Origin of the sequence: uncultured Senegalimassilia sp., assembly GCF_934636665.1 — a bacterium.
Classification (GTDB): Bacteria; Actinomycetota; Coriobacteriia; order Coriobacteriales; family Eggerthellaceae; genus Senegalimassilia.
The window spans coordinates 24,573-37,390 of sequence record NZ_CAKUAT010000016.1; the positions used below are offsets into that span (position 1 = coordinate 24,573).

The following is a 12,818-nucleotide window of genomic DNA, read 5'->3' on the forward strand; positions in this document are numbered from 1 at the left end:
GGCGCGGGCGTTCCAACGAAAGGAGATGCATGGAAGCCCAGCCGAAATGCAATCTGATCATCGACTCCTGCTGCGACCTCCCCTTCGAGGTGATCGACCGTCCCGGCGTGCAGCTGTTGGAGTTCCCCTATATCGATGAAAAGGGCGAGCATAGCGACGATCTGTATCGCACCGTCACGCCGCACGAGTTCTACGAGGGCATGCGCGCAGGATCGCAACCGTCCACGGCGCAGGTGCCGGTAACGGTGTTCCACGACGTGTTCTCGAAGGCCATTGAAAGCGGCGTTCCCACCGTGTACCTGAGCTTCACCAGCGGCCTTTCCGGCAGCTTCAACACGGCGGTGATGGTGCGCGACCAGCTGATCGCCGAGCACCCTGAGGCAGAGCTGTACGTGGTCGACACCTATTTGGCGTCTATCGCCGAGGCGCTTCTGGTCTACGAGGCGCTCAACCAGCGCGACAACGGCATGACGGCGCGCGAGCTTGCCGCATGGGCCGAGGAGGCGCGCTACTTCGTGGACGCCGAGTTCATGGTGGACGATCTGGAATCGCTGCGCCGCGGCGGCCGCATCCCCAGCACCGTCGCCTACGCGGGTGCGAAGCTCGACGTGAAGCCGCTGCTCAACATCAGCATCGAGGGCAAGCTTGCGCTGACGGGCGTGGCGCGCGGGCGCAAGAAGGGCATCAGGCAGCTGGCCGAGTACTGCTCGAAGCGCATGACCGATCAAATGCCGGGCCGTTGCGTGGTCATCGGCAACGCCGACTGCCCCAAGGACGCGGCGCGCCTGAAGGAGCTGCTGGCGAAAGAGGACGACAACCTGCTGTTTTTGGAAAGCAGCATCGGGCCGGTCATCGGCAGCCACGTGGGGCCGGGCATGCTGGCCGTGGTGTTTTGGGGTGGCGATAAGCGTGAGGAGCTTTCAGTGGCCGACCGCATCGCCCGCAAGATCAAGAAAGAGGGTTAAGCCATGACGAAGGCTTTCGTGTTCGCAGGAAACGACACGGTGGGGAATATGGTGGCCGATCGCCTGTGCGGCGCCGGCTGGCAGCGCGTGGGCGATGCGGGCGCGGCGGATGCCGTCATCACCTACTTCACCGCTCAAAGCGCGCTTGAGGATGCGTATTACGGCGACAACGGCATCGTGCAGGGTGCGCGCAAGGGCACGCTGCTCATCGATCTGTCGTGCACCACGCCCACCTTCGCCCGCGAGCTCAATGCCATGGCCTGCGTTGCCGACCTGGTCGCCGTCGAGGCGCCGCTTGTGGTCACCGACGTGGCCGTGCCGGACGCGTTCGCGGCACGCGAGAACCTGGGCTGCTTCGTGGGCGGCGAGGAGGACTGCGTCGAGGCGGCGCGCGAGGTGCTCGACCTGCTGGTAGCCCACGTCACCGATGCCGGCGGCCCGGGATCGGCCCAGCTTGCCCGCGCCGCGTATAGCCTGCAGGCGGCGGCGCAGCTGGTCGCCGCCGTGGAGGCGGATGCGCTGTACCACGCGGTGCGCACGTCCTCCGACATGGGCGAGATCGCCGGCATGCGCGCCGGTGCGATCACGCCGGCCGGCGATGCGCTGCTGGCCGCCGTCACCGACGGCCGCTTCGACGGCACCTACACGGTGGAGATGCTCATGGGCGAACTGACCGCGGCGCTGACCACCGCCGACGATGCCGACCTTATCCTGCCGCAGGCCGAGGCCGTCCAGCGCTTGTTGGAGCTTCTGGCCATCATCGGCGGCTCGGACAAGGCCCCCTCGGCGCTGTCGTTGGTATATCGCGAGGAAGACGCATGCGCGAAGGAGGGCCTGGACTGGACCCGCGCCGAGCAAACGTACGGCGACCATGGTCACGACCACGACCATGACGAGGACGCCGACTGGGGCGATGACTTCGGCGATGCCGGTATCATGGACGACGACGGCATGACGGGCGCTTATCCCGGTTTTAACTAGGCGTCTTGCCCGTAAAGGGCGGTCGAATGATGTATGAGGGCCCGCAAGGCGGCGGCCCGGCTGCTTGGAAGGGCGCAGTTGCTGATGCGTGCTGCTCGTCCCGGGCCGGGTCGCGCATTGCGGGCCCTTTTTAGCGGTAAGGGCGATTGCGCATTTGCTTGATCTGGGCGGATGCCGTAGCCGTGCGCCGCAGAGCCGGGTTGCGCGATGCGGGCCCGTTTTGCCGGCTGGGCGGCTGGACGGTCGTTTGGCAGGGCGGGCGCTACGTCGCAGCAGGCGGTGGCGCGTGCGAACGGTTTCGACGCGCAATCGCGTAGAGAAGCGGGGAAGGGATTTGCTATGGAGTTCGAAGAAGCGTTAGCTTGCTGCAGGCTGTGCCCGAGGGCGTGCGGCGTCGACCGCGTTGCCGGCGAGCGCGGCGTGTGCGGGGCGCAAGGGGAGCTGGTAGTGGCCCGTGCGGCATTGCATATGTGGGAGGAGCCGCCTATCAGCGGCTCTCGCGGCAGCGGCACCGTGTTCTTCTCGAACTGCCCGCTCCGATGCGTGTACTGCCAGAACCAGGTGATCGCCGATGGGCGCGCTGGCGTGCCCGTTACGGTGGATGATGTGGTGGATATGTGCCTTGACCTGCAGCAACAGGGGGCGTTGAACATCAACTTCGTCACGCCGACGCATTATGCGCCCCATATCCGGGCTGCCGTAGCCCGTGCCCGTGCCCGTGGCTTGGCCCTGCCCGTGGTGTGGAACACCTCGGGGTACGAGACGGTGCAGGCCGTGCGGGACAACGTCGGCACGGTGGACGTGTACCTGACCGATTTCAAGTACTGCTCGAGCAGCCTTGCCCGTCGTTACTCCGCGGCACCCGATTATCCCGAAGTGGCTCTGACAGCCCTTGAGGAGATGGTGCGTTGCGTGGGCGCCCCCGATGGCGATGAGGTGGACGGACAGCCGCGCCTTACGCGCGGGGTGGTGGTGCGCCACCTCATGCTGCCCGGTGCCTTGGAGGATTCCAAGCGCGTGGTGCGTACGGTATGGGAGCGTTTCGGAGGCGATGTGCTGTTGTCTCTGATGAACCAGTACACGCCGGTGCTGGCCGATGCGGCGCAAGCTGGGGATGCGTGGGCGCAGCGCCAACTTCAGCGTTGTCCTGAGCTGGGTGGACGCGTTTCGGATGGCGAATACGAGGAGTTGCTGGACTATGCCGACTCCCTGGGAATCGAGGATTATTTCTGGCAGCAGGGGGGCGCGGCGAAGGACAGCTTCATACCCGCATTCGATTTGACCGGGGTGCCGCGATAATATCGCACAAACGTTCTTGACCACGAACAAGCGTACGAGTATAGTATGAGCCTACTACACGTACGGATGTTTGTGGAAGGGGTTGTCCATGGATGTGCAGGAGAAGCTGGAGATCCTCGCCGATGCGGCGAAATACGATGTCGCCTGCACGTCATCGGGGTTGCAGCGCAGGTCGAAGGCCGGCTATGTCGGCAACGCCCTGGGCGCTGGATGCTGCCACAGCTTCACGCCCGATGGTCGCTGCATATCGCTGCTCAAGGTGCTCATGACCAATGTATGCGTGTACGATTGCGCGTATTGCGTCAACCGTTGCAGCAACGAGGTGCCTCGCGCCGCGTTCACGCCCGAAGAGCTGGCCGATCTCACCATGGCGTTTTACCGTCGTAACTATATCGAAGGGCTGTTCCTCAGCTCAGGTGTCATCGGGTCGCCCGACCATACCACCGAGCTCATGATACGCACGTTGCAGCTGCTACGCGATCACCATCGATTTCGCGGATATATCCACGCAAAGGCCGTGCCGGGAACCTCGCCGGAGCTCATCGACAGGCTTGGGCATCTTGCGGACCGTATGAGCGTGAACCTCGAGCTGCCCAGTCAGACAAGCTTGGGCTTGCTGTGCCCCCAGAAAACCAAACAGCGCATCATAGCTCCTATGCGTCAAATCCGAGACAACATGGCGCAGGACCGGGAGTCGCGCGGGATGTCGCGTCGAAGCACAACGTATCTGCCTTCCACTCGCCCGAAGGAGCGGGGGCGTGCGTTCGTGCCGGCAGGGCAGTCCACGCAGATGATCATAGGGGCCACGCCAGAAACCGATTTCCAGATTCTCAACCTGTCGCAGGCGCTCTATAAAACGCTGCAGCTCAAGCGTGTGTTCTTCAGCGCCTATCTGCCGGTAAGCTCCGATGAGCGTCTGCCGCAGAACACGGCAGTGCAATTGAACCGTGAGCACAGGCTGTATCAGGCCGATTGGCTGCTGCGCTATTACAAATTCGACGTATCGGAAATCATCAGCGCCGACGCGCCGAACTTGGAGATGGACGTTGACCCGAAAGCTGCATGGGCGGTGAATCATCTGGATCTTTTTCCGGTGGAAGTGAACACCGCGCCGTTGGAAGTGCTGCTACGCGTGCCGGGGATAGGTCCACGCGGGGCTCGTTTGATCATACGCGCTCGACGCACCTCGTGCTTGCGGGAAGGGGAGCTTCGCAAGCTGGGAATCGCGTTCAAGCGGGCGCGTTACTTCATCACCTGCAACGGGAAGTACCAAGGCAACGGGGTGGAGTTCAGCCCCGAGGCGTTGCGGGCGCAGTTGGCAAGCCCTATAGACGGCGGTCGGCATGGTGCTCGCTCAGGGAAGGTGTTGCCCGGTCAGCTTAGCTTGTTCGGGTCCGAGGTTGGGCGTGCAGCCATAGGAGCAGGGGATAAGGCGGCCATGCTGGGCGGCAGCGCGAGTGGAACGCAGCAGCTGCAGGCGCCGGCGGTTCAGGAAGGCGTGGCCGATGGGGTCTTCGGTTGGCAGCATGCATTGCAGGGCCGGCAGAAGGTGCCCGCATGAGCTTGGATGTCGGCAGGGAGCCGCTGAACAACGTGGCGTATGTGCACGATGGTACTACCGAAGGGCTGCTAACGGCGATATTCCAGGCATATGCGTTGCATGAGCAGCCTGAAGACTTTTCGACCGAGACCGCGTTGCAGCCTCGGTTAGGGCAAAGCGTGCACTATATCGAAACCGATGCGGCGTTGGCCTCGCGCGTGAAGGCGGGGATCGTGCGAAAAGCAGGGCGGGATGCCTGGGATGCGGTGTTGCACGCGTCGCTGTCGGATGACCCTTCCGCCGGCGTTGCGGTATATCGGTTCGTCCGGCATGTCATGGCGCGGCCTGCTGCCGCGAACAGCGGTTTGATTCGCAACTTGACCCATCCCGTCGCCGGCCCCGTTGCCCGTCTTGACCGTTCGGTGATGAACGAGCGGCATTTGATGATGCAGTTCCTGCGTTTCGAGCACTTTGAAAACGGCATATGGTTTGCAAAGTGCAACCCCAAGGCAAATGTGGTGCCGTTGCTCATGGACTGGTTTGCAGGTCGGTTCAACACCGAGCGTTTCGTCGTATACGACGAGGTTCATCAGGTCGCGGGCATCTACGATGGCGCAGGCTGGTATTTGGCGCAAACCGATGAGGTACATCTGCCCGAACATGCCTCCGATGAAGCCGCTATGCAAGCGGCATGGAGGGGGTTCTACGATGCCATGTCCATATCGGCTCGTTATCACCCTGAGCTTCGAAGGCAGTTCATGCCGAAGCGGTTATGGCGCAACATCGTGGAGGTGCGTGATGAGCTGTCGGACGGCAGTGGGAAGAGCGCTTTACCCGAGGCAGCTATGTCCTCAGGTCGACGGCAGGAAAACCGCGATTGCATGCGCGGGCGATGCGCTTCTGTTGCTGCGCTGCCCCTGGATAAGCGGCTGTAAAAACGCGAGCGCGCATGGGCGATCTTTTGTTGCCGCAATATCTTCGGGAAGGCAGGTGGGAACGCGTCGGTTGGAAGGGGCGTTGCGTTTGGGGTGCCGCCGATGCCTGCTGGCAAGCATCGGCGGCATGGCTTTACCTACAACGTACGAGCTGCGTTGTCCGGATCGATCGACATGCTTTGGAAGCGTTGCTCCATGTATTGGTTGTCGAAGTGGTCGTCGATGAAGCGGGAGATGGCGTTGTCGGGGGCTACACCGGCTTCGCGCTGGTACCAGCGGTCAAGCGACATCAACGTCATTCCGCAGTCCACTATCATCAAGGCGGCGCATACGGTGGTTAGGGAGTAGCGCCAGTTCCAGGGGATGCGGTTGACCAGTTGCAACATCCAGGGAAGGCATAGTTTCACCCAGAACAGGCCCAGCACGCCCCACATGGCCATGAACATGCCGTTGGTACGGCCGTCGATGGAAAGGAACGTTCCGGTGTAGTCCCAGGCAACGATGCCGAAGGCGAACTGCATGAACCAGCTGACCGCATATTCGAACGCACCGCCGATCACCGCGCTTACCAGGAAGATCACGGGGAAAGGCGCTTTATGGAAGCGGTTGAGCGCCATGGTCATCAGCATCGCGCCAACGCCGTAGATGGGGCTAAAAGGCCCGAACAGCAATCCAGCCCGGTCTTCGTAAACGCCGGGGTCCACCACCAGCACGTGATAGACGGTCTCGATGACAAGGCCAAGCACGCTGCATACCACGAATATCCAGAACAGATTGAAGAAGTTCAGGGTGATGTAGCCGCGACCGGTGGGATCAAGGCCGAGCGTGCCGTCTTCCGCTTGCTCCCTGGTTTCCATGTCGCGCAGCTTGCGGCGAAGCTCGCGCTCGCCGGCGAGCGCCGGGTCAAGGTAGGACTGCATGACGATCAGGAACACCGCCACCACGGCATGGGGGATCACGTTGGCTCCCAGGCCGTTGAGCATGATGGAGCAGATGATGATGGCGGCCAAGATGAATATCATGGCCTCGGTGCCTCGTGCGGCATGTTTGCGTTTGTTTCGCAGCAAGCGGATGCCGAAGATGGCGAACATGGAGGCCAGTGCCGTGTACAGCACCGATTCCACCACATAGATGACCACGGTGGCGGTGGAGGCTTCGATGTCAAGGTTGCCGGAGGTGAATGCCAGCACCATGGTGACGATGGTGATCGTCAAAAGCACCGCGGTAGCTCCGCCTGCCACAAGGCACAACACGCCGAATACCTTCACCGCCAAGGGAAGGCGTTTGCGATCGATGGCGTCTCGGTCGGCTCGGAATCGTTTCCTTACCCTGGGGGAGGACGTTGTGTTAGGGGAAGATTGTCGTTCGTCGTTAGTCATAACACTCCAAATGAGATATCGCGTTCGTAGGATAGCGGGTTCTTACCGCGAACCAGTATAACCAGATACTGGCGGCAGTTCGACAAGAGCGGTTTACGGTTCGGTTGCGATGCGCAAAACAAGAGCATCCGTGCATTAATTTGCATTAAGAATGATAAACGAAAGCGATGGCTTAAGCGAAACACGCAAGAACCTATGGGGGGGAGGTCCCATATGCCTTCAGCCGTATTCGGGTGCGTAACGTGCTCGGCTGTATTTTGGTGTTGATGGTTGTACCTTTTATGGGATGAGCTTTGAGAATCCGGGTTGTTGTCGTACAATGGCTCGACATGCACTTTCGTGTGCCGGCATGACGCAATGGTAGCGTAGCAGTTTTGTAAACTGCCTGTTGCAGGTTCGAGTCCTGTTGCCGGCTCCATCGTTACGTCAAGGCCATCGCTTTCCTGCGGTGGCCTTTTTGTTACACGTTGTTCGGGTTCTTGGTCTGTATTGACGCGGCGTCGGTTGGAGGGAAGCGGAATGAACGAGGCTGCTGGGATAGAGGCTTCGCTTGGTCTCGCATCCGAGGAGGCGCAGGCGCGCATCGCCGCGGGCGAGGCCAATGTCGATGCGGGCGTGAAAACGCGATCGGTCGGGCAGATCGTCCATGACAACGTATGCACGCTGTTCAATCTGGTGAACGCTGTCTTGGCCCTTATCGTGCTGTTCACGGGGTCGTACAAGAACATGTTGTTCATGGTGGTCATCGTATGCAACACCGTTATCGGCATCGTTCAGGAGATCCGTTCGAAGCGCATCACCGACAGGCTGTCGATCATAGCCGGCTCGAAAGCGCATGCGTTGCGCGATGGCATGGAAGCAGAGCTGCCGCTCGATGAGCTGGTGCGCGATGATGTTGTGGTATTGCGTCGCGGGGATCAAGTCCCTGCGGATGCGCAGGTCGTGAGCGGCGAATGCCGGGTCAACGAAAGCCTGCTTACCGGTGAGGCCGATCTTATCCGCAAACAGCCTGGAGATGCGCTCATGAGCGGATCGTTCGTCAATTCCGGCACGGTGTACGCGCGCGTGGTCCACGTTGGCGCTGAGAACTATGCGGCGAAGATTTCCGCTGAGGCAAAGGAGCGCAAGGCCGTGCGCTCGGAGATCATGCGCTGCCTCAACGACATCATCAAATTCGTCAGCTGCATCATGTTCCCGTTGGGAGCGTTGCTGTTCGCGCGGGATTATCTATCGGGCAACTCGGAGCTGAACAGCGCCATCCTATCAACGGTGTCTGCGCTGGTGGGCATGATTCCTGAGGGGTTGATCCTTCTCACGTCAACGGTTCTAGCCGTGGCCGTCGTGCGGTTGTCGAAAAGCCAGGTGCTCGTGCAGCAACTGTACTGTATTGAAACGCTGGCGCGCGTGGATGTGCTCTGCCTGGACAAAACGGGCACCATCACCACTGGCGACATGGAGGTTGCCTGGGTGCGGCCTGTAGAGGGCGAAGCCGCCCAGGATGCGCCCGATGCGCTTGATCGGGAAGCGCGCCGCGCGTTGCGCGCCATCGCCTGCGCCGACGATGACCTCAACGAGACATCTCGAGCGATAGCCGCATATTTCAAGGATGCAGAAGGCCGTCCCGAAACGTGTTCGCGCATGATTCCTTTCAGCTCGGACAAGAAATGGTCGGGCGCTCAGCTTTCGGATGGGTCGTGCTATGTCATGGGCGCTGCGCAGTTCGTGCTCGGCGACGCTTATGAGCGCGTCAGACTGCAGGTCGAACGGCTTGCGGCCGAAGCGCGCCTGCTGCTCATCGCTCGCGTGGAAGGATTCGATGAGTTCGGGAACATTCGGGGAGATCTTCGGCCGCTCGGGTTTGTGGGCATTCGGGATCAGATCCGCCCAACGGCGGCGGAAACCATCGCCTACTTCAAAGACCAGGGCGTGCGCGTGCTTGTGATCAGCGGCGATGATCCGCGCACCGTTTCCGGCATCGCCGAAAAGGTGGGGGTGGAAGGCTCCGATCGTTTTGTGGACGCCTCCACGTTGAAAACCGAATCCGATGTGGAACGCGCGCTAGCGTGCGACAGCGTGTTCGGCCGCGTGAAGCCTGAGCAGAAAAAGCAGTTCGTCTTGGCGCTCCAAAAGGCCGGCCACACCGTTGCCATGACCGGCGATGGCGTGAACGACACGCTGGCGCTCAAGGCTGCGGATTGCAGCGTCGCCATGGCGGCAGGCTCGGATGCCGCGCGCAACGTGGCGCAGCTGGTGCTCGTCGACAACGACTTCGCCAGCATGCCGAAGGTGGTGGCCGAAGGGCGTCGATCCATCAACAACTTGCAGCGTTCCGCATCGTTGTTCTTGGTGAAACGCTGTCGTCCATCGCTTCCGCCCTGCTGTTCATCGCTGCGCCGTGGCAATATCCCTTCCAACCTATCCAGATGACGCTCATCAGCGCATTTACCATCGGCATACCGTCGTTCGTGCTTGCACCCGAACCGAACCGAGAGCGCATCCGGGGTCGTTTCCTGGACAACGTCATCGTCAAGTCGATTCCCGGCGCTGTATGCTCGGTGTGCTGCATCCTTGCGGCGAACGTGGTGGGCTATTGCCTCATGGGCCTTGACTACGAGCAGGTGTCCACGTTGTGCGTGCTGCTGACGTCCTGGATCGGATGCAACCTGGTGATCCGCCTATCCATACCGTTCACGGCTATCCGCACGGCGCTGCTTGTCGTGGTGATCGGCGGCACCGCTGGCGCGTGCCTGCTCATGCCCGGCGTGTTCTGCATTGCACCGTTCACACCGGGCATGTGGGTGTTTCACGGCATCGCCGCGGCGTTATCCGCCGTGGCGTTCCACGCGCTCTACCTCAAGCTGGATGCGCTTCATGCGGCGCGTATCTGTGAATCTGAATAGGGTCTCCATTTCAGCGGGGGAACGGATGGCGACCTGCGCCGCTGATTCGCCCCGACGGGGGGGAGGATGGAGGCCTGTCTCCTCGCGAGGGCGACGGGCGGCAGCCTGCGTCCCATCGGGGGCAAGGGCGGTAAACCGCTCGTTAGCTCCTATGCCCCCGCGTACGGTGCGGCTTCCGGCGCTATCGCCCGATGCCCTCCAGGTCCATCTCGTAAACGAACATGCGCTCGGGAAGGATCCGCGTCTCGTCGTCGGCGAAAGGCTGCTCGGCCGCACGCCTCATGCCTCGGTGCTCGTAGTATTCCCACGTGCAGTCGGTGTCGGTGAAGATGAACGCCTTCGAGGCCCCTTCAGCTGCCAGGTAACGTTGAACGTGTTTCATGAGCGTGCTTCCGATTCCCAGGCCTCTTGCTTTGTCGGATACGGCGAACAGCACTAGCTCGAAATCGGGGTTGCAGCCGCTTTGCTCAAGCAGGTCGCGGTCGGCTTGCTCCATAGCCTCAAGAAATCGCGTAAGGTCTGCGCTGCTGCCGCCCAGCTCATCAAGTAATTTGCGCGCATCTTGCTCGATGGCCTTCCAATGCGCCTGCGTTTGCTCGCTAGGGGCGCCTGCCCTTGCCATGATCACGCCGATGGGGGAGCCGTCGACAACGGCGACTTCGGCGAAGGTGTTGCGCTTCGCGAAGTTGGCGAAATCGATGATTCCAGAGGCGATGCGTTTTCTGCCGTCGGTGTAGCTGTGCCACGTGTCGCCGAGGATGGCGCCAAGCGCCTCGATGTCCTCGTCCCGAAGCGTGCGATATTCAACGTGCTCCATAAAAACCTCAGTGCTCCTTACGAATAGTCCAATATCAGACCAACTAGTATGATATTGGACCATAGCAAAGGATGGCTTGTAGTGCAAATCGGGTTTACGAAGAATCGAAGACTTACCTGCGAAAGGCAATAAAGTGCCGCAAATCATTAGTGGGAAGTATTATTCCAGTTGCGAGGGCCTTAGCATGTTCGGCCAATCTTGCGCATTGCGAGAGTCGTCAGCAAGCATTACCACCGTCGCACGAGCGCTCGATTTTATGAAGGGCGTGTGCGCACCCTGTGTGCAAATGGGGCGATTCCGCCTGTTGGCGGTCGTATACTGAGCCAAATGGCGCAGCACGCGCGACAAACGGGCCGCATGCCGCTATACTTCTACAGGTTTGAAACGTTCCGCCTACAACGAACCTACCAATGCAGCATATACGCGCGCGGGACGTTGCCTGATGCCGTATGGGTATCCGGGGGCGCCGAAGGCGGCGCCTGAGGTTGGCCGCGAAGCGGGTGCGGCCCGTAAAAGGAGCAAAGGTGCTAGATCAGTTCTTCTCGCATGTCTCGTTCGTGGACATATTCAACTTCTGCGTCTTCTTGGCGTTCACCATCTGCTACACGTACCAGCTCTACTACGTGTTCGTGGTGCTTACCCGCAAGCCCAAGCAGCTTGTCGCGAAGAAGAACCACAAGTTCGCCGCCGTCATCAGCGCTCGCAATGAAAGCGCGGTCATCGGCCAGCTCATCCATTCGATCAAGGTGCAGAACTACCCGAGCGAGCTCATCGACGTGTTCGTCATCGCCGACAACTGCACGGACAACACCGCCGAGGTCGCCCGTGAGGCCGGCGCCATCGTGTTCCCGCGCTTCAACACCGAGCAGGTGGGCAAGGGCTATGCGCTCGATTACGGCTTCAACGTCATCCGCAGCCAGTATGCCGATCGCGGCTACGAGGCGTATTTCGTGTTCGACGCCGACAACGTGCTTGATGTGAACTACTTCCGCGAGATGAACAAGACCTTCGACAACGGCGCCGTGGCATCCACCAGCTACCGTAACTCCAAGAACTACGACAGCAACTGGATTTCCGCCGGCTACGCCGTGTGGTTCCTGCGCGAGGCGAAGTTCCTCAACCAGGCCCGCTTGACGCTCAACACCAGCTGCGCCGTTTCCGGCACGGGCTTTTTCGTGTCCGCGAAGATCATCGAGCGCAACGGCGGCTGGAAATGGCACCTGCTCACCGAGGACATCGAGTTCTCCGCCAACTCCATCCTGGAGGGCGAGCGCATCAGCTACACGCCTACGGCCGTGCTCTACGACGAGCAGCCCATCACGTTCCGCGATTCCTGGAACCAGCGTTTCCGCTGGGCGAAGGGCTTCTATCAGGTGTTCTGGCATTACGGAGCCCGACTGGCCAAGGGCATCGCCACCAACCCCAAGGGCAGCCGTTTCGCCTGCTACGACATGCTCATGACCATCGCCCCGGGCATGCTGCTCACCATCATCAGCGTGACGTTCAACGCCATCATCATCACCCTGGCGGCGGCGGGCCTTATGTCCACGGGCGTCATGGTCGCCTCCTCGGTGTCGTCGATCTGCTTCTGCCTGATGAACTACATGGTGTTCATGTTCATGTTCGGCGTGCTGACCACGTTCGTGGAATGGGATTCCATCCACTCCACCACGGGCAAGAAGATCCGCTACATGTTCACGTTCCCGTTCTTCATGCTCACCTACGTGCCCATCGCGCTGGTGGCGCTGGTGAAGAAGTGCAACTGGAAGCCCATCAAGCACTCCATCAACGTGGACGTGCAGGAGTTCGCCGAAAGCGAATCCCGCCGCGAACGCGCCTAGCGCTGAACGGCGAAACAACGTACGAAACGGGAAGGCGGCCTTGGGGCCGCCTTTCTTGCGTTTGGGAACGTGTTGCGAACGGCTCTGCTTGCAGGATCGCGCTTGTCTGGGTGTAGCTCTAGTGGGCGCATCGGGAAATCGGGGAAAGCGCCAGTAACGTT

At 60.9% G+C, this 12,818-nt stretch carries 10 protein-coding genes and 1 tRNA gene; 9 read left to right on the forward strand and 2 right to left on the reverse strand.

Annotation, left to right across the window (positions count from 1 at the left end):
* Positions 1-29: 29 nt before the first annotated feature.
* From Q0G75_RS07325 to Q0G75_RS07345, 5 genes are all read left to right on the forward strand, one after another.
* Positions 30-965, forward strand: a complete 936-nt coding sequence (locus tag Q0G75_RS07325) for a DegV family protein (protein WP_294416860.1) — start codon at positions 30-32, stop codon at positions 963-965.
* Between the two features lie 3 nt (positions 966-968).
* The gene (locus Q0G75_RS07330) at positions 969-1,946 is read left to right on the forward strand and encodes an NAD(P)-binding domain-containing protein (protein ID WP_294417917.1); all 978 of its coding nucleotides are present in this window, start codon (positions 969-971) and stop codon (positions 1,944-1,946) included.
* A 339-nt stretch (positions 1,947-2,285) separates the two neighbouring features.
* Positions 2,286-3,245: a 4Fe-4S cluster-binding domain-containing protein gene (locus tag Q0G75_RS07335; RefSeq protein ID WP_294416699.1), complete on the forward strand. Its 960-nt coding sequence runs from the start codon at positions 2,286-2,288 to the stop codon at positions 3,243-3,245.
* A gap of 88 nt (positions 3,246-3,333) precedes the next feature.
* Positions 3,334-4,806: a putative DNA modification/repair radical SAM protein gene (locus tag Q0G75_RS07340; protein WP_294416698.1), complete on the forward strand. Its 1,473-nt coding sequence runs from the start codon at positions 3,334-3,336 to the stop codon at positions 4,804-4,806.
* Positions 4,803-5,720, forward strand: coding sequence for a TIGR03915 family putative DNA repair protein (locus Q0G75_RS07345; RefSeq protein ID WP_294417919.1), 918 nt, complete (start codon positions 4,803-4,805; stop codon positions 5,718-5,720). The genes Q0G75_RS07340 and Q0G75_RS07345 overlap by 4 nt, the downstream gene beginning before the upstream one ends.
* Positions 5,721-5,857: 137 nt before the next feature.
* Here Q0G75_RS07345 and Q0G75_RS07350 read toward each other — a convergent pair whose 3' ends face one another.
* Positions 5,858-6,973: a putative ABC transporter permease gene (locus Q0G75_RS07350; protein WP_294417921.1), complete on the reverse strand. Its 1,116-nt coding sequence runs from the start codon at positions 6,971-6,973 to the stop codon at positions 5,858-5,860.
* A 469-nt stretch (positions 6,974-7,442) separates the two neighbouring features.
* Between Q0G75_RS07350 and Q0G75_RS07355 the strand changes: the two genes are divergently transcribed.
* The 3 genes from Q0G75_RS07355 (at position 7,443) to Q0G75_RS07365 (ending at position 9,999) form a co-directional block, all read left to right on the forward strand.
* Positions 7,443-7,517, forward strand: a tRNA-Thr gene (locus Q0G75_RS07355).
* A 101-nt stretch (positions 7,518-7,618) separates the two neighbouring features.
* Positions 7,619-9,526: an HAD-IC family P-type ATPase gene (locus tag Q0G75_RS07360; RefSeq protein ID WP_294416696.1), complete on the forward strand. Its 1,908-nt coding sequence runs from the start codon at positions 7,619-7,621 to the stop codon at positions 9,524-9,526.
* Positions 9,523-9,999, forward strand: a complete 477-nt coding sequence (locus Q0G75_RS07365; RefSeq protein WP_294416695.1) for a hypothetical protein — start codon at positions 9,523-9,525, stop codon at positions 9,997-9,999. The genes Q0G75_RS07360 and Q0G75_RS07365 overlap by 4 nt, the downstream gene beginning before the upstream one ends.
* Positions 10,000-10,180: 181 nt before the next feature.
* Here the strand turns inward: Q0G75_RS07365 and Q0G75_RS07370 are convergent, their stop codons facing one another.
* Positions 10,181-10,816 carry a GNAT family N-acetyltransferase gene (locus Q0G75_RS07370; protein WP_294416694.1) on the reverse strand — a complete coding sequence of 212 codons (636 nt, stop codon included), beginning with the start codon at positions 10,814-10,816 and terminating at the stop codon, positions 10,181-10,183.
* A 524-nt stretch (positions 10,817-11,340) separates the two neighbouring features.
* On the opposite strand from Q0G75_RS07370, the gene Q0G75_RS07375 reads away from it, so the two are divergent.
* Complete coding sequence (locus Q0G75_RS07375; RefSeq protein WP_294416693.1) at positions 11,341-12,657, forward strand: glycosyltransferase family 2 protein; 1,317 nt, start codon at positions 11,341-11,343, stop codon at positions 12,655-12,657.
* Positions 12,658-12,818 lie beyond the last annotated feature (161 nt).